16 protein-coding genes are annotated in these 18,374 nt (G+C 46.3%); 1 reads left to right on the forward strand and 15 read right to left on the reverse strand.

The features are described 5' to 3' along the window. Positions 1-40 precede the first annotated feature (40 nt). Positions 41-973 (reverse strand): M23 family metallopeptidase, encoded by a 933-nt coding sequence (locus A3729_RS02205; protein ID WP_068516356.1) that lies wholly within the window; start codon positions 971-973, stop codon positions 41-43. A 175-nt stretch (positions 974-1,148) separates the two neighbouring features. On the opposite strand from A3729_RS02205, the gene A3729_RS02210 reads away from it, so the two are divergent. Further along, positions 1,149-1,622, forward strand: a complete 474-nt coding sequence (locus A3729_RS02210) for a DciA family protein (RefSeq protein WP_068512459.1) — start codon at positions 1,149-1,151, stop codon at positions 1,620-1,622. Between the two features lie 50 nt (positions 1,623-1,672). Here A3729_RS02210 and lpxC read toward each other — a convergent pair whose 3' ends face one another. From lpxC to ftsL, 14 genes are all read right to left on the reverse strand, one after another. Next, on the reverse strand, positions 1,673-2,584 hold the full coding sequence (lpxC, locus tag A3729_RS02215) for a UDP-3-O-acyl-N-acetylglucosamine deacetylase (protein WP_068512462.1): 912 nt from the start codon (positions 2,582-2,584) through the stop codon (positions 1,673-1,675). Positions 2,585-2,714: 130 nt separating this feature from the next. Further along, the gene (gene ftsZ, locus A3729_RS02220; RefSeq protein WP_068516357.1) at positions 2,715-3,881 is read right to left on the reverse strand and encodes a cell division protein FtsZ; all 1,167 of its coding nucleotides are present in this window, start codon (positions 3,879-3,881) and stop codon (positions 2,715-2,717) included. Between the two features lie 73 nt (positions 3,882-3,954). After that, complete coding sequence (gene ftsA / locus A3729_RS02225; RefSeq protein WP_068516361.1) at positions 3,955-5,190, reverse strand: cell division protein FtsA; 1,236 nt, start codon at positions 5,188-5,190, stop codon at positions 3,955-3,957. A 90-nt stretch (positions 5,191-5,280) separates the two neighbouring features. Next, the gene (locus A3729_RS02230) at positions 5,281-6,102 is read right to left on the reverse strand and encodes a cell division protein FtsQ/DivIB (protein WP_068515626.1); all 822 of its coding nucleotides are present in this window, start codon (positions 6,100-6,102) and stop codon (positions 5,281-5,283) included. Continuing rightward, entirely contained in the window at positions 6,103-7,074 is a 972-nt protein-coding gene (locus A3729_RS02235) for a D-alanine--D-alanine ligase (protein WP_068516364.1), read from the reverse strand. Beyond that, positions 7,071-8,588 carry a UDP-N-acetylmuramate--L-alanine ligase gene (murC, locus tag A3729_RS02240; RefSeq protein ID WP_082865279.1) on the reverse strand — a complete coding sequence of 506 codons (1,518 nt, stop codon included), beginning with the start codon at positions 8,586-8,588 and terminating at the stop codon, positions 7,071-7,073. Before murC ends, A3729_RS02235 begins: the two co-directional genes overlap by 4 nt. Further along, the gene (gene murG, locus A3729_RS31255; RefSeq protein WP_068633061.1) at positions 8,581-9,663 is read right to left on the reverse strand and encodes an undecaprenyldiphospho-muramoylpentapeptide beta-N-acetylglucosaminyltransferase; all 1,083 of its coding nucleotides are present in this window, start codon (positions 9,661-9,663) and stop codon (positions 8,581-8,583) included. Before murG ends, murC begins: the two co-directional genes overlap by 8 nt. After that, positions 9,656-10,873 (reverse strand): putative lipid II flippase FtsW, encoded by a 1,218-nt coding sequence (ftsW, locus tag A3729_RS31260; protein WP_231872175.1) that lies wholly within the window; start codon positions 10,871-10,873, stop codon positions 9,656-9,658. Before ftsW ends, murG begins: the two co-directional genes overlap by 8 nt. Then, entirely contained in the window at positions 10,870-12,213 is a 1,344-nt protein-coding gene (murD, locus tag A3729_RS02255) for a UDP-N-acetylmuramoyl-L-alanine--D-glutamate ligase (RefSeq protein WP_068633063.1), read from the reverse strand. The genes ftsW and murD overlap by 4 nt, the downstream gene beginning before the upstream one ends. 8 nt (positions 12,214-12,221) lie before the next feature. Continuing rightward, entirely contained in the window at positions 12,222-13,304 is a 1,083-nt protein-coding gene (mraY, locus tag A3729_RS02260) for a phospho-N-acetylmuramoyl-pentapeptide-transferase (protein WP_068633065.1), read from the reverse strand. After that, positions 13,304-14,695, reverse strand: a complete 1,392-nt coding sequence (gene murF / locus A3729_RS02265; RefSeq protein WP_068633067.1) for a UDP-N-acetylmuramoyl-tripeptide--D-alanyl-D-alanine ligase — start codon at positions 14,693-14,695, stop codon at positions 13,304-13,306. Before murF ends, mraY begins: the two co-directional genes overlap by 1 nt. Next, positions 14,688-16,217 carry a UDP-N-acetylmuramoyl-L-alanyl-D-glutamate--2,6-diaminopimelate ligase gene (locus A3729_RS02270; RefSeq protein ID WP_068633069.1) on the reverse strand — a complete coding sequence of 510 codons (1,530 nt, stop codon included), beginning with the start codon at positions 16,215-16,217 and terminating at the stop codon, positions 14,688-14,690. The genes murF and A3729_RS02270 overlap by 8 nt, the downstream gene beginning before the upstream one ends. 1 nt (position 16,218) lies before the next feature. Continuing rightward, positions 16,219-17,940 carry a penicillin-binding protein 2 gene (locus tag A3729_RS02275; protein ID WP_068516380.1) on the reverse strand — a complete coding sequence of 574 codons (1,722 nt, stop codon included), beginning with the start codon at positions 17,938-17,940 and terminating at the stop codon, positions 16,219-16,221. A 24-nt stretch (positions 17,941-17,964) separates the two neighbouring features. Continuing rightward, positions 17,965-18,366, reverse strand: a complete 402-nt coding sequence (gene ftsL / locus A3729_RS32055) for a cell division protein FtsL (RefSeq protein ID WP_197470004.1) — start codon at positions 18,364-18,366, stop codon at positions 17,965-17,967. Positions 18,367-18,374: the final 8 nt, after the last annotated feature.

Genomic DNA, 18,374 nt, shown 5'->3' on the forward strand with positions numbered 1-18,374 from the left:
CTCGGTGATACTAATACCGGGTTCCTGTAGCTAAGCACTACTAACGACGATGAATATACTTCTTGGGGTTAATGACTTTGCCGTTTTTGCGTACTTCATAGTGCACGTGAGGGCCGGTTGAGCGGCCGGTGCTGCCCATTGATGCGAGCACTTGGCCTTTGTCGACAATATCGCCTACTTTTGCTTTGAGTTCTTTACAGTGAGCATAGCGGGTTGTGAAGCCTCCACCATGGTTGACTTCAACTAAGTTACCGTAACCGTAGCGGTCACCTGAGTATGTAACGACGCCCGAGGCAACGGCGATGATGTCACTATCTTCCTTACCTGCGAAGTCTACTCCGGCATGCCAGGCACGCTTTCCTGAAAAAGGGTCTGTTCGGTAGCCATAGGCTGAGGACATCCATCCCCAGGTAATGGGGCGGCCGGCAATAAATAATTCTTCTTGGGTTTTGCGGCTAACAAACAGCGCGTCAATCACTTCTAGCTGCTGCTCACTATCAGTAAGTTGTCGGTCAATCTGATCAAGACTTTCAACAATGCCTGGCAGCACGTAAGACTCGCCCAGCTTTGCATCGGTGGGGCCACCTAGCGCAGGGCTCGCACTGAAGTCAAATTCGCCATTCTTTAGCTTCGCTACTTCTGTCAGTCTTTGACCAAGCGCATCAAGGCGTAACAGTCTGGCCTGCATATCACCCATTCTTAAGGTTAGCGCATCAACCTTTTCCTGAGCTGCTCGCTTAATCCTGGTCACTTGTTTCTTTTGTGCGTTGATATCTTGCTGCCAACCAACAATTATTTCTTTATCTAAAGTCGACTCGGCTTCTCCGGCCACCCAGGTCTGTAGACGGTAGCCCGAAAACACTAGTACGGCCATGAGAAAAACAAATAGCGCACCAACAATGACGAGCTGCTTATTTCCTAACTGATAAGTTTTAGACTTTCCGTGGTTTCGACCAACAAAAATAATATTCATAGCTTTTCTTATATCGTTCTTTTAGCATATCCCTATTCCATGATGTCATTCCATGACTCAATTTGCGCTAGTTTGACCAAGCATCAAGCTCTTTGCAAGCGCTAGTCGCTTTGCTCTTGAGCCTTGTCACGCCGAACTTAGCAAAGCCAATTTAGCCTGTCACACTTTTAAGTTTATGAGACAACCAAAGCAGCAAAAGTTTGCCCCTAAAATCAGCTTGAAAAGACTGAGTGCGAAATCAAACAATCTTCAGTCTCTGATTAAACAGGCCGCCAGCCGAAAGTCGCTGGAAGTTCTGTTTGACGAAACCTTGCCAAGCGCTTTTAAAGGCAAGTTTCAAATAAACGCCTTTAGCCAAGGCAGGCTCACCCTCACCTGCTCGTCTGCAGCGCTCATGACCAAATTCCGTTTCTCTCAAGAGCAGGTGATATCTATGCTCAATGCAAAAATTCACCCAGAGAGAATAGAGCAGATCAAAATCAAAGTGCGACCCAAAGGGGCATTTTCAAACAAAGCACCCATTGATACGCCAAGTACACCTAAACACTTAAGCAAAAAAAATGCCCAGATTCTAAGAGAAGAAGCTGAGCATACTGATGATTTGAAACTAAAAAAGATTTTACTTCAGTTAGCCAGACATACTGATTAGCAGATTAGTATCAATATATCCGGCTCGCTGGTTTTCTCTTATGCAGCCACTTAAGCAGCTAACACTGGCTTCATATATGAAATTGGAGCTGTACTTGCGTCTTCGAAAGTATTCACTTCCCAAGCATCGGTTTCCTTGATGAGTTTTCGCAGCAACTTGTTGTTCAAGTCATGACCAGACTTGTAACCTTTAAACTCACCAATCAAGCTATTGCCCAATAAGTATAAGTCGCCGATAGCATCCAAAATTTTGTGTTTTACGAACTCATCGTCATAACGCAAACCATCTTCGTTCAAGACCTTGTAGTCATCAACAACAATTGCGTTATCGAAACTACCGCCTTGAGCTAGATTCATTGCTTGCAAACGTTCAAAGTCACGCATAAAACCAAAAGTCCGGGCACGGCTTACTTCTTTTACAAACGAGGTGCTCGAGAAATCAATCGCCGCATCTTGAGTACCCTGATGAAAAACAGGGTGATCAAAGTCAATTGAAAAGCCAACTTTGAAGCCATTAAAAGGCACAAACGTCGCTTTCTTACCGTCTTCTTCGATCGTCACTTCTTTGGTGATGCGAATAAACTTCTTAGCCGCTTCTTGCTCTTCAATTCCCGCAGACTGGATTAGAAAAACAAAAGGACCAGCACTACCATCCATAATGGGTACTTCTTCAGCACTTAACTCAACACGGCAGTTATCAATACCTAAACCAGCCATGGCTGAAAGCAAATGCTCTACAGTCGCTACTTTAACGCCGTCTTTAACAAGCGTTGTTGAAAGCAAAGTCTCACCTACGTTTTCCGCACGCGCTTCTATCTCCACAGCTGGAGACAAATCGGTACGACAAAACACAATCCCTGAGTCGATCGGTGCAGGCATAAGCGTTAAATACACCTTTTTACCTGAATGAAGACCCACTCCAGTGGCTCGAATTGTATTCTTTAATGTGCGCTGTTTAATCATATTTTGATTTCTATCAACCTTTATAAATTGCTGAACTGGTCAAAAAACAGGCGCATAATAACAGAATGCGCCGAATTTCCCAACTAAAACGTTCAACTATTCATCAAGATGTAATATTAGGCGCGGATAATTAATCCGCTTGACGCCTCAAAAATGCTGGTATATCCAAGTAATCAACACTTGGAGCCGCATCAGTTTTGCTCGTATCAACCGCAGCATTACCTACGCGGTCAACGCTTGGACGACGGCGACTTACAGCTGGGCGCTCCAATTCACCGTAATCTAGCGTACCGTCCTTTTTAGTCGGCGTATTGTCAACAACCTTAACCGGCTTATCCATTGCAGCTGACAAACCTGTTGCAACAACTGTTACTTTTAGTTCATCTGTCATCTCAGGATCGATAACCGTACCTACAACAACTGTTGCTGAGTCTGAAGCAAATTCTTCTACAATATTACCCACTTCCGAGAACTCACCCAAGTTCAAGTCAACACCCGCAGTAATGTTAACCAAGATACCACGCGCACCCTGAAGGTTAATGTCTTCTAGCAGCGGGCTTCTAATCGCAGCCTCTGCAGCTTCCTTAGCTCGCTCTTCACCCGATGCTGAACCGGTACCCATCATAGCCATGCCCATTTCAGACATAACTGTTTTTACGTCTGCAAAGTCAACGTTGATCATACCTGGGCGGATAATTAGATCCGCAATACCTTGAACAGCCCCTTGAAGTACGTCATTCGCTGCACCAAATGCATCAAGCAAGGTCGTATTTTTACCTAAAACTGATAGCAGTTTTTCATTTGGAATCGTGATCAAGGAATCAACATTCTCAGCCAGTTCCTGCAAACCTGCTTCAGCGATTTTCATACGCTTGCCGCCTTCAAAAGGAAAAGGCTTAGTCACAACAGCAACCGTCAAAATACCTAATTCACGCGCTACTTCAGCCACAATCGGTGCTCCACCCGTACCTGTACCGCCGCCCATACCGGCAGTAATAAATACCATGTCAGCACCCTTTAGGGTTTCCGCAATGCGCTCTTTATCTTCTAAAGCCGCTTGACGTCCAATCTCAGGATTCGCGCCTGCACCAAGGCCTTTAGTAATTGTGCTACCCAATTGGATAACTGCTTTGTTTTCTAGATCTTTTAGAGCTTGTGAGTCTGTATTTGCACAAATAAACTCTACACCGTCTACATCGCCAGATAGCATGTGGCGCACTGCGTTACCACCGCCACCGCCGACACCAACGACTTTTATTACTGCGTTTTGTGAAACATTCTCTACGAGTTCAAACATCACTCTTTCTCCTAATATTATATTTTCAATCTGCTAGTTGCTGCTTTGTATTGTTGGTTTTTGTAGGCAATTTTTAGAAGTTGCCGGTAAACCATGTTTTTATTTTTTCCATAAAACTTTCGCCTCCCTCAGACCTCATCATCGGCTCACTATCCGTTGTCCTCTGCTTCAGTCCATACATCAATAAACCAACGCCCGTTGCATACATCGGATTATTGACGACATCCGCCAAACCAGATACACCCTGCGGGGATGCTAATCTGACAGGCATATGGAATATCTCTTCTGCTAACTCAACAACGCCTTCCATCTTTGACGTCCCGCCCGTTAACACAATCCCGGCGGCAATTACATCTTCAAAGCCACTTCTACGTAACTCTGACTGTATCAAGGTAAATAACTCTTCATAGCGAGGTTCAACCACCTCAGCCAATGCCTGCCGAGACAAGTCTCGTGGTGGGCGATCCCCAACACTAGGCACTTTTATGGTTTCTTCTGCACCGGCCAATTGCGTCAAGGCACAGGCATATTTAATCTTTATCTCTTCCGCGTTTTGTGTCGGTGTACGCAGTGCCATGGCAATATCATTCGTCACCTGGTCGCCCGCTATCGGGATTACTGCGGTATGACGAATCGCACCACCGGTAAATATTGCGATGTCGGTTGTTCCACCACCAATATCCACAACACAGACACCTAACTCTTTCTCATCGTCAGTGAGCACCGCATAGCTTGAAGCCAACTGCTCTAAAATAATGTCATCAACGTCCAGATCACACTTCTGCACACACTTTTCTATATTCTGAGCTGCGTTAACCGCACAGGTCACCAAGTGCACCTTTGCTTCTAGACGCACACCAGACATACCCAAAGGCTCTTTAATGCCTTCCTGGCTATCAATCACAAACTCCTGAGGGAGAATGTGCAGCACTTTCTGGTCTGCTGGTATTGCCACAGCCTGTGCAGCATCGATAACACGATCAATATCGGCCTGAACAACTTCTCGATCTCGAACCGCAACAATGCCGTGCGAATTCATACTGCGAATATGGCTCCCGGCTATTCCTGCATAGACAGAGTGAATCTGGCACCCTGCCATCAGCTCAGCCTCTTCGACAGCTCGTTGAATTGCGTTAACTGTTGACTCAATATTGACAACAACCCCTCTCTTTAAGCCACGAGAAGGGTGCGAACCGATACCAACTATTTCGATCTGTCCTTCACTATTCTTCTTGCCAACAATTGCAACAATTTTGGAGGTTCCAATATCCAACCCCACGGTAAATTCATTTTCTAATGAGCCAGCCATTCTGGTGTTCCCACGTTACTTTTGTACCAACTTTGCTTTCGCGAAGCCTAAGGCCATCCGATGCCCGGCTCACAAACACATTCCTAATTCTTACTTTTTACCGGATCGCCACTTGATCGCTACACCGTTCGGGTAGCGAGCGTCGATTCGGCTAATATTCGCCACGTCAATATTTGCTCTGGAGCTGAAAACCTTACCAACTCGTTCCAGCTTGGCTTCAAGGTTCTGCTGCCCTTCGCGATCTTGTAGCTTAATTTCACCCATTGCGACCGCCACACCATTACTCAAGGTCATATTCCAGACATTTCTAGGTTTCAATTCCAGCGCTCTAATAGCCAAGCCATACTCTTTAAGGCCTTGCTGTAGTACTCCGAGCGTTGAATACATCATATTTTTCTTCGACGCACTGAACTGCTCACTGCCGATCAGTTGCGGTAAAACCAATAAATCACTTCTTAGTTCAGCAGGCTTAAAGACAACACCTTCTGCATTGAGCAACGCTCCGTCATTCCACTGACTCACCGCAACTTGTTCATTTATTAGCAGCTTGATTTCGCCCGGCCAGACTCTACTCACAGTCGCACTGTTAACCCAGGCCAAGCCCTCTACTCGTGTTTGAACGTCTTTTAAGTCAGTCGCTATAAATCCGGCGCCGACTAAACCACTCAACGCTTGTGTCACTTCACTTTCGTTCAGATAAGAAAACGCGCCTGTTACCTTGATCGATGAGATAGGGTGGTCAACTACTTGTATCAGACTGTCTCTTTTAGTCAGTAATACAAGTAGCGCTAAACAAATTAGCGTCACAGTTAGAACACGCTTGAGCACCAAAACAGTCTCTTCACGTACAGCGTTTCCTTCTGCCAACTGAGCGCCCTGCCCCATTACATGAATTGCAGCATTATGTGCCATCTAACTATCCCCTTTATCATTATTATTGTTCTTGCTTAAGCGCTTGTTTGTCACTGCTGACTTCAGTATTTCCAGTAGCAAATCATCAAACTCTAAACCTGAAGCTTTCGCGGCCATAGGAACCAGACTATGGCTGGTCATTCCTGGTATGGTGTTAACTTCTAACAACCAAAAGCGCCCTTTGCTATCGCGCATTACATCGACACGCCCCCAGCCAGAACAGCCTAAGGCACTAAATGCTCTTTCCGCCAAATTCCCCAGACTCTGCTCTTCTTCATCAGATAAGCCTGAGGGTAATAAATATTGTGTAGAATCTGACTCGTACTTCGCTTCATAGTCATAAAAGGTATGGCTGGTTTTTAAGCCAATTACCGGTAATGGCGAACCATTCAACAAGCCAACTGTATATTCATCACCTTCTATCCACTGCTCCAAAAGCACTTGCTCATCCATTTCCAGAGCCTTACTTACTGCGGCTTCCAGCTGTGTCTGATTATTTACTTTAAACACACCAATCGATGACCCTTCACGAGAAGGTTTAACTGCCAACGGGAAACCCATCAATGAAACCAGGCGGGTGAGCATTTCCGGGTTCAACTTCTCTACATAACTAAACTTAGGTGTCGGTAAATTCATCCCCTGCCAAAGGTACTTAGTTCGTGTCTTATCCATGCCAATGGCAGAGCCCATTACACCACTACCGGAGTACGGAATATTCAGGGTCTCTAAAACACCCTGTATCGTGCCATCTTCACCACCACGTCCATGAAGCGCTAAGAATGCCCGGTCAAAAGGCATGTGTTTGACCAGGTCTTCAATCTCTCCACCAAAATCCAGTTTGAAGGCATCAACACCTTTACGCAGCAAGCCATCCAGGACAGCCTGACCACTTTTCAGAGACACCTCGCGCTCCGCCGAGGTTCCTCCCATAATAACGGCAACTTTACCTAGCTTGTCCGCCACTGAACTCATGAACAAGCCTCCAACAACTCGCCATCTTCCGACAAACGAATAGCTATCTGACCGACGCTACCCGCCCCCTGAGTAAGTAATAAGTCGCCGTCTTGAAGCACTGTGGACAAAAGTTTTTCCAGGTTCGGCACTACCTCATCTACCTGGTGACCACCATCGATATAAATTGGCTCAGCACCACCACGCTGACGAATACTGCGGCACAATGCGCGACTATCAGCACTTGGAATTGGTGTCTCGCCAGCGGGGTAAACTTCCATCAAGAGCAACACATCCACCTTGGCGAGAACTTTTACGAAGTCCTCATATAGGTCACTGGTACGGCTATAACGATGCGGTTGAAAAACCATGACCAATCGTTTGTCTGGCCAACCCGCACGAATCGCCTGGAGTGTCGCTTCCACCTCACTTGGGTGATGCCCGTAATCATCAACCAACATAACTTTTGAAGCGCTCTTCGCTTCAGTATCTTGTCGTTGAACAGCGTAGTCGCCATACACCTGAAAACGACGCCCTACCCCTTGGAAACTTTCCAAGGCTCTTTGAATTGCGGCATCTTCAACACCCTCATCACTCGCCACAGTGATAGCAGCCAGTGCATTCAGAACATTATGATGCCCCGGCATTTGTAGCGTGATATCCAGGTCATTCATACCCGCCGGTCTCTGTACGGTAAAGCGATTGTGCATACCGTCTTGGCGAATATTATGCGCCCGATAATCCGCACTTTCTGACACACCATAAGTAAGGACGGCACGTGATACCTGAGGCATTATTTCTTCTACTACTGGGTCGTCTACACACATCACCGCAGCACCGTAAAACGGCAGGTTATGAAGGAAGTCTACAAAGGTCTGTTTAAGCTTTGAGAAGTCGCCACCATAGGTATGCATATGATCCGCTTCGATATTTGTAACCACTGAAATCATCGGTGTAAGGTGCAAGAATGACGCATCACTCTCATCTGCTTCAGCAACCAGGTATCGAGACCCACCCAGACTTGCATTGGTACCCGCGCTATTTAAGCGACCACCGATCACATACGTAGGGTCTAAACCTGCCTCGGCGAGTACCGATGCAATCAAACTGGTTGTAGTTGTTTTGCCATGCGTTCCCGCAATCGCGATACCGTGACGATAACGCATTATTTCAGCCAGCATTTCTGCTCGCGGAACAATTGGCGTACGGTGCTCTCTGGCTGCAGCCACTTCCGGGTTGTTTTCATCAATCGCAGAAGAAACCACTACTACATCGGCTTGTGCGACATTTTCCGCATCATGCCCAAAATAGATTTTCACTCCTAATGAAGCGAGTCGTTTTGTCACTGCTGACTCATTTAAATCTGAACCCGAGATTTGGTAACCCTGGTTACGTAGCACTTCTGCAATTCCGCACATGCCCGCGCCACCAATACCTACGAAATGGATCAGACTGATACGGCGCATCTCTGGAATTTCACTCAATACCATGCTTCCTGCATGCTTTAGTACACTCGCATTTGGTTTATCAGGCATAGCAGACTCTCCTACATTCACTGGCTACATTCTCTGTTGCGTCTGCTTTGGCTAATTTTCTTGCTGCCTCGGACAAAATCGATATTCTCTCGGGTTTACTAAATAAAGGAGCCAAGACCTCACTCAAGGTCGACTCGCTCAAATCCTGTTGGTCTAATAACCATGCCGCACCGCCCTTGGTCATATACTGGGCATTGAGCGTTTGGTGGTCATCGACCGCATGAGGATAAGGGATGAGGATCGCTCCCAAGCCCGCCACACATAGTTCAGATATGGTTAAAGCACCGGCTCGACAGATCACAAAGTCAGCCCAGCGATAGGCTGCGGCCATATCATCAATAAACTCACTTACCTGAGCTTTGACACCATACTTTTCATAACTTGCAGCCACGCCTTCGGACTTATTACGCCCTGTCTGGTGCCAAATTTCCGGTCTAATTTCTGCCCCCAAAGAGCTCATCGCACCAGGGAGCACTTCGTTTAGTCTGGCAGCTCCAAGGCTCCCACCCAACACCAGCACTCTGATCGGCCCAGATTTCGAAACACTGTCTTTGCTTGAATAAAATAACTCGCAGATTTCATCTCTCAATGGGTTGCCAGTCAGCACAACTTTACTCGCATCTTCAAAGGCTTCAGGAAAAGCTGACATCACTGAATCTGCCATTTTCGCGAGTACTTTATTGGTCATTCCTGCTACGGCATTCTGTTCGTGAACCAATAAAGGCTTACCCAAGAGTTTTGCCGCCAAGCCACCAGGCCCAGAAGCGAAGCCTCCCATACCTAACACGGCATCGGGTCTTGTTTTCCTAAGCACTAATAAAGCCTGGAAAACGGCTTTAGCGATCTTCAAGGGTGCTAAAGCTTTGCTTAATATGCCTTTACCGCGAACACCACTGACGGAAATACCGTAAAAAGGGATTCCAGCGTCTTGCACTACTCGCTCTTCCATACCACCGACTGAACCTAGCCAAACAACTTTTTCATTGCGGCTCATTAGTTTCTTTGCCGTTGCTAAGGCTGGAAATACATGCCCGCCAGTGCCACCAGCCATCACAAGGAATGTTTTATCACGCATGGATAAGCTCCTTGTCTTTGGTCTGTTCTGAGTCTGGCTCATCTTCAATCGCCATCAGGTCACGGTGAATTCTTAACAACACGCCTATACACATACAACTCACAATCAGGCTACTACCGCCATAACTTACCAATGGCAGCGTCAGGCCTTTAGTCGGTAGCAAGCCCATATTGACGCCTATGTTTATAAAAGACTGAACCGCGAATAAGATGCCAATGCCGTAGGCAAAATAGGCGCTGAATAATTGCTTTTTCTTTTCTGCCAAATAGCCTATGCGTAAGGATCTGTAGACCAAAACGACAAACAACGAAACAACAAGCAATGTACCAATCAAACCAAACTCTTCTGCCATAATGGCAAAAACGAAATCGGTATGAGCCTCGGGCAAGTAAAATTGCTTTTGAATACTGTTGCCTAAACCTACGCCCGACCAGTCCCCACGCCCAAATGCGATCAAAGACTGAATCACCTGATATCCACTACCATAGGGATCTGCCCAAGGATCGGTATAGCCCACTAAACGCTTTAATCTGTAGGGCTGCGAATAAATCAGTAAGGCCACAGATGCTAAACAGCCTAGAATCAGAATAATAAACTGCCCTAATCTCGCACCACTGAGGAAAATCATTCCCAGAAAGGCACAACCAATTACAACGGTAGAACCTAAGTCCGGCTCACTAAGCAGCAATAAGGCAACCAAAGCCAAGACCAACATCGGCTTTGCAAAGCCCCACCATGTTGTACGCACCTCATCTAAACGTCTCACTAAATAGCCTGCGAGATAAGCCACCAACAAAAGCTTCGCCAATTCAGAAGGCTGAAAATTCAAGCTACCTAAACTAATCCAGCGTGTACTGCCATTAACTGTTTTACCAACGCCTGGGAGAATGACCACCAAAAGCATTAGTAAAGACAAACTCAGCGCAAGCCAGCCAGTCTTCTGCCACCACGAAGATGGCAACTGGTAAGTAAATACGCCGGCGATACAACCCAAGACAATGAAAATGCCGTGGCGAATCACATAGTGAAATGGGTTTCCATTTCTGGCATCCGCAATATCTACCGAAGCCGATGCAATCATAATCAAGCCAGTCAGCAGCAATAGAACACTAACGAACAACATGACATGATCTGTACGTGGCTCAATGCGAAGCGAGTCTTTGCTTTGCAGCAATCCAGGCATGCCAGCTCTAGCGATAGAAAGTGTCATAAGGCCAAAACCTCCTGCTCAAACATATCGCCTCGCTGCTCGTAACTTTTGAACATATCGAAACTTGCGCATGCTGGAGACAACAACACAGCGTCACCTTCTTCTGCCCGAGCCTTGGCTTGTTGAACTGCCTGCTCCAGGTTAGCAACACGAAGCGTTTCAACCTTATCTTTTAAAACAGCTTCTATTAACTCCGCATCCTGTCCAAATAGCAGCGCCAGTTTCCCAAACTTTTGCATAGGCTCGAGCAAGCCGGAAATATCAGCACCTTTACTATCGCCTCCGGCAATTAGCAGTACCTTTCCATCTAAATTCGCACCAATACTGCTAATGGCTGTTTGGGCTGCACCCGCATTCGTTCCTTTTGAGTCATTGATATAATCAACACCGTCTACAGACCTGATATGCTGACAACGGTGACGTAGCCCCTTATAACTTTTCAGAGCATTCGCCATCGCATCCATAGGCAAGCCAACAGATGTTCCTAATGCCAAAGCAGCTAGCGCGTTCGAAAGATTATGCTCGCCGCAGATCTTCAAATCTTTTACGGGCAAAATACTGTCAAAGCCCTTCACTAGATGACGCTGGCCATCAATGTCCATACAGGAAAACTTATTTAAGTCTGCTCTATTCAAGCCAAAGTGAAGCAGCTCCATTCCTTCAGCTTGTAAGGGCTGACTGAGCACCTCATCATCATTAACAATGACTTTTTTAGCGCCAAAAAATATACGTTGCTTAGCCTGTAAATATGCAATTTTGCTCTCATAGCGATCCATATGATCTTCAGAGAGATTTAGCATAACAACGCTTTCTGCACTTAAATGATCTGTCGTCTCTAGCTGAAAACTGGATAGTTCTAGAATATATAGCTCACTTGAGTTATCTAGTAACTCAAGTGCTGGGGTCCCTAGGTTTCCACCAACACCAACATTTAGCCCTGCCTGCTCTGCCATTTCACCCAGCAAAGTTGTGACGGTACTTTTACCATTAGAGCCGGTAATCGCAACAATCGGCGCCTTAGCGGCTTCAGCAAACAGGTCGATATCACCTCGAACTCGCACACCGCTTTTGATAGCGGCCTGGATTTCTGGTGTTGCCAGGGCAATTCCCGGGCTCAGAATGATTTCAGTTGCTGAGCACAAAAGCTCTTGGTCAAAGCCACCTGTTATACATTGAACATTCGGATAATCAGCATGCAAGCCTTCAAGCCCGGGCGGCTCTTCACGGCTATCCATGACACATAGCTGACAGCCTTGCGACGCTAAAAAGCGCACGCACGAAAGCCCGGTCTTACCAAGACCGACAATAACGACTTTCTTATCTGTCACAATTGTATTCACAGCTTGCCTTATCTAACTTTCAGGGTCGCAAGACCAATTAATACCAATACCACGGTGATTATCCAGAAACGTACGATTACACGAGGCTCTGGCCAACCTTTTAATTCAAAATGGTGATGCAAGGGAGCCATTCTAAATATTCTGCGCCCGGTCAATTTAAACGAAGCGACCTGCAGAATGACCGATACGGTTTCCATCACAAATACGCCCCCCATAATGAATAAAACAATTTCCTGCCTTACCATCACAGCGACAACACCCAAGGCGGCACCCAACGCTAAGGCGCCAACATCCCCCATAAATACTTGAGCGGGATAGGTGTTAAACCAAAGAAAGCCCAAACCGGCACCTAACAAGGCACCACAAAAAACGATTAACTCACCCGTACCTGGCAGATAAGGGATATGTAGATATTCCGCAAACACACTATTACCTGATACATACGCAAAAATACCTAAGGCACCCGCCACGAGAACCGTAGGCATAATCGCCAAGCCGTCAAGACCGTCCGTCAGGTTGACGGCATTACTTGTCCCAACGATGACGAAGTAACTTAAGACGATGAACATGGGCCCTAAATCAAAAACAAAATCCTTAAATACCGGTACAATTAACGCGGTCTCCTGAGGTAGATCTGCTGTAAAGTACAAAAGCAATGCCGCAGCACCACCACAAACTGACTGCCAAAAGTATTTTGCTTTCGCTGGTAAACCTTTAGAGTTCTTTTCAACCACTTTTCGATAGTCATCTACCCAACCAATCGCACCGAATGACAGTGTCACGAATAGTGTAATCCAGACATATTTGTTACCCAGATTTCCCCAGATCAAAGTACTAATCGCCACAGCAACAATGATTAGAGTACCGCCCATCGTTGGCGTACCCGCTTTGCTTAAGTGAGACTGAGGACCATCGTCCCTTACAGACTGACCAATTTGATAATGGCTCAACTTCTTGATCATCATCGGGCCAACCCATAAGGAAATCATCAGGGCAGTTAAAACCCCTAGGATTCCTCGCAAGGTTAAATACTGAAACACCGACAAGAACCCAAATGTTTCAGATAAAACGGATGACAACCAATACAGCATTAGTGAACTCTTCTCTTAATTAAATTTACAACTTCATCCATTGCTGCGCTTCTGGACCCTTTGATCATCACGATCTTATTTTTGTGCTGATCTTTCACTAGGTGCTCTGCAAGCAAGGCTTTGTCTTCAAAAACCAATGCATTCTCACCAATACTTTCACTCATCTGTTTTGCGTATTGCCCTATCAAGCAAAACTCTTCGATTCCTAATTCAAGCGCATAAGTCGCTACATCTATATGCGCGTCATGCGCATGCGCACCAAGTTCAGCCATTTCACCCAGCACGGCAATTCGATACCCCGCCTGCATAGACAAGACATTAAGGGCTGCTTTCATCGAAGCCGGATTTGCGTTGTAACTGTCGTCTAATAAAGTGATGTCATTAATGAAAGCTGTGTTCATACGCCCTTCTGTCGACTCAACCTTTGCCAAGCCTTTTGCTACACCTTCCAAGTCGCATCCAACAGCAATTGCAGCAGTCGCTGCTGCGAGAGCATTTTGGATTTGATGCAAACCTGGCACAGGCAAACCAACCCTTACGCTCTCTTCGTGATAATTCAATGTAAAGCAGCTTCCTTCGGCTTCACATTCAACATCACTTGCAAAGACATCCGCATTTTCACTTTCCTGTGAGAAAGACAAACTTTGCCTTCCTCCCAAGCGCTCTAACCAAGTCATATAGGCTGGGTCATCGAAGTTTATTATTCCAACGCCGTCAGCGCTTAAGGAGTCATAAATTTCTCCTTTGCCTTCGACGATCGCTTCGTAATCACCAAATACTTCAATGTGAGCGCTGCCAGCATTCAAAACCATTGCAACATCTGGTCGGGCCATATTGCTTAGATAGGCAATATCACCTTTCGCTCTCGCTCCCATTTCCACAACTGAAAACTGGTGTTCAGCATTTATGTCTAACAAAGTTAACGGCACACCCACTTCGTTATTGAAATTACCCTTCGTTGCCGCGGTCTTGCCGTATTCTGATAAAACAGCTTTCAACATATTCTTAGTACTGGTTTTGCCTGCTGACCCCGTCAAACCAACTAACTTTCCGCAAAACCTCTGTCGATTAAGTGAAGCAATTGAAGCAAGCGCTTTGTCAGTATCGTTAACTTGTAAATATGAAATCTGTTTGGCTGTCATCCCCTCATCTTCGATATACTGCGATACACTTGCTAAATCTTGTTCGCCAATAACACCTGCACAGCCCTTTCGCAGCGCATCAACAATAAATTCATGCCCATCAAATCTTTCGCCCTTTAAGGCCAAGTAAACATCACCTTCGTTAACGGTACGTGAATCAATAGATAGGCAAGTAAAGCCCGTATCATCACCCAATAAAGTACCCGGCAAAGCTTTAGCCAAAGAGGAGAAAGTCATGACATCAATCATTAATGACCTCCTCTAGCGCCTTAGGAAGAACAGCTGCTCCCGAAATCAATTCACGCACAGTTTCGATATCACTAAAGTAGTGGCGCTGACCTTTCACTTCTTGCCACGTTTCATGACCTTTACCCGCCACAAGAATGACATCATCTGCTACTGACTTTTCGAGCATTTTCTGTATTGCCATTCGTCGCTCGTGTATCACTTCCACCTTCGATGGCTGCGCAAAGCCCGCTAAAATATCTGCGATGATCGCTTCTGGTGATTCTCCTCGTGGATTGTCATCACTGAGGACAATGTCATCTGCAAGCGCTTCGGCAACTCTTGCCATCTCGGCGCGTTTTCCTTGATCACGGTCACCACCACAACCAAATATCACCCTTAGAGAGCCACTGCAAAGAGGCGCTAGCGTTTTAAGTACATTTTCCAAAGCATCAGGTGTATGTGCATAATCAACTACGACTGTAGGTTGATTCACAGACCGAAGCACTTCCATACGGCCATCAACCGCTTTAATCTTTTTAACTCGCGACTCAACGCTTTCGAGGTCGTTCATCGCCGTGGCAGCTGCAAGCACAGCTAACAAATTGCTTAAGTTAAATTCGCCCAGCAATGGGGAGTCGATCATTACCTGACCTACTGAAGCCTTGATCAATGCGTGTATACCCGATGACGAAAGCTCGTTCGTCAATACCGCAACATCAGCAGCTTTACTTGAAACCGCATAACTCGTAATGTTTGTGCCTGGCGTAACAGCGGCTTTAAAATCGCTGAACAGGTCATCATCTCGATTTAGTACTGCAAAGGCCAAGCTCGTGTTCTGAAATAGCTTCTGCTTGGCTTGCGCGTAGTCGGACATTGAACCATGGTAATCCAAGTGATCACGAGTCAAATTGGTGAACACTGCTCCATAAAACTGGACGCCATCTACCCGGTTCTGACATAAGCCGTGCGAAGATACTTCCATCACTACAAACTTTGCACCCGCGTCACGCATATTAGCCAAATGCCGATGCACCTCGATCACATCGGGTGTCGTGTAACCGGTCGCAACCAGAGCTTCCGTCTCCTCACCAAGCAAGCCATAACCCAAGGTTCCCATCACGCCACACTTATGCGGTCCTTGGGATATGTAAGAGGCAAGGTAGTTTGCTACTGAGGTCTTGCCGTTCGTACCGGTGACACCGATTACTTTAATTTCTTCACTTGGCCTAAAGAAGAAGCGAGCCGCTATCTCTCCCATACTCTGGCGAAGGCCCTGCAAGCAGATCTCTATCGCTGCTTTATCTTCATATATTCGGCAGTTAGTATTTCCATCGCGTAGTACTGCGTTTGCACCGCGTTCAATAGCTTCTGCAACGTACAGCTCAAGCTGAGCTTCATCACTAGCAATCGCAATGAACACATCACCTTTTTGAACTTTTCTACTATCGATCGAAATACCTGAAACTCGTGTATCCAGCGCTGCAGGCACATTACAAATACCTCGGAGCAAATCAACCAATGAGTGAGCATAGATATTTTGCATACTACCCTCTGCTCGCTAAAATTGATTTGCCAGAAGACAAGGCTGAACTTTCTTTATCGGGGCTGACATCAAGCAAGCGCATCGTGCCATTCACAACTCGTGAAAAAACTGGCGCCGCAACCTCACCACCATAATATTCCGCACCTTGCGGACCATCGATCACTACCACCATGGCGACTTCGGGTTTATCTATTGGCGCGACGCCGGCAAACAGCGCTTTGTACTGGCTCTCTTCATAACCCGAGCTTCCTACACTGTGAACAGTGCCCGTTTTGCCTCCGACTTCATACATTGGCAATTGCGCTCGCGTTCCTGTTCCACCCTTGGCAACAACAGCCTTCATAGCTTTTCTCAAGGAATCAGAAACATCCGAGCTCAAAATCTGCTCTCCTGGGTAATGCTCTTCACGATAAACAAGACCCAAAGGGTGCTTTACACCACCATTCCCTAATATCATATAAGCTTGGGCAAGTTGCAGTGCGGTAGCATTCAGACCGTAACCATAAGACATGGCTGCAACTTCAATTGGCTGCCAATGCGAAGAGTCTGGCAAAGAACCTATACTCTCTCCAGGAAAGCCAATTCCCGTTCCCTGCCCAAAACCAAGCCGGCTAAACATATCCCAAACGACATCACCACTAAGATCCAGCGCTATACGACTGGTTCCAACATTACTACTTTTGGCAATAATATTAAGGACACTTAGCTCACCGTAGTTTCTGTGATCTCGAATTGACTTACGCCCTAAACGCAAATAACCCGGAGATGTATCCAGGCGGGTATTCAGTGTGTATTTGTTTGTCTCTAATGCCGCGGCTATCGTTGCTAACTTCATCGTCGAGCCCGGTTCAAATACATCGGTGATCGCTCGATTCCTCAAATGCGCAACATTTATATTGCTACGATTATTTGGGTTATAGGAGGGCTGATTTGCCATCGCTAAAACATCGCCTGAGTGAATGTCGAGTACGACTATCGACCCGGCTTTCGCTTTATGAGTCTCGACGGCAGCCTTGAGTTCTCGATAAGCCAGATATTGAATCCTCATATCTAGACTCAAACGAATATCCTTTCCTGGGCTAGCTGTTTTTACAGCACCAAAATCTTTGATCACTCGCTGCTTTCTGTCTTTCAGGACTCTGCGCTTTCCCGGTTCGCCGCTTAGCCAGTCATCATAGGAGAGTTCAATCCCCTCCTGGCCGTGCTTATCAATATTAGTAAAACCGACAACATGAGCAGCCACTTCACCCGCTGGATAGTATCGCTTGTATTCTCGTTTGCTATAGATCCCATCTAAATTTAAAGCAAGCACTTTGCTTACTTCATGAGGCGCCATTTTTCGCTTAAGGTAGATGAAGTGCCTATTTTTGCTGCGCTCTAGCTTGTCGGCCAGTTTCTCATAGCTTTGTCCAAGCGCTTCAGCCAAGGCTTTAGCTTGGGCAACATTCAAGTTCAGATAACGAGGATCTGCATAAACCGTTTCAACCGGAGCGCTAACCGCCAAAGGCACACCATGGCGATCCATAATTACGCCACGATGAGCATCCAGCGTTTCAAAGCGAATAGTACGTGCATCACCCTGCTCTGCTAAAAATGCCTGCTCATAAACATGCAAGTCTATCGCACGATAAAAAAGTGCGAGACCACACAAAGCCAAAAAGCCCAGCAGAAACCAATACCGCCAGGCTAAATTGCTTTTAGAAATGTCTTTTGAGCGATTCACTAATCAGCACTCTTTTATTTATAGTTAGTAAATTAACTGGATTTTTTCAGTTTCTGGCACTTCCATACCCAAGCTTTCGCGCGCCACTGACTCAATTCTATTAGGCGAGCTCCATGCACTTTGTTCTAATAACAATTGCGCCCACTCGAGCTGAAGCTGATCATTTTTTTCTAGCAAAATTGCTTGCTCTGCAAATAGCTGCCGACTCAAGTGAGAAGAGTACACAACACCAATTGCTGACAAGACGATTATCAGTAACAACATGCCGGTCACCACAAAACCTTTAAAGGAAACCTGCCTTAACAAATGAAGCAAGCCATCTAGGGCCAAAGCCATTCGCTCCATCACCGTCATCTCTGAAGAGTTTTCCCGCACCGCCTCAACGCCGCGTTCACCGTGGCGAACTACCGACGTCAATCTAGACATTAACAACA

This window comes from Oleiphilus sp. HI0043 (assembly GCF_001634935.1).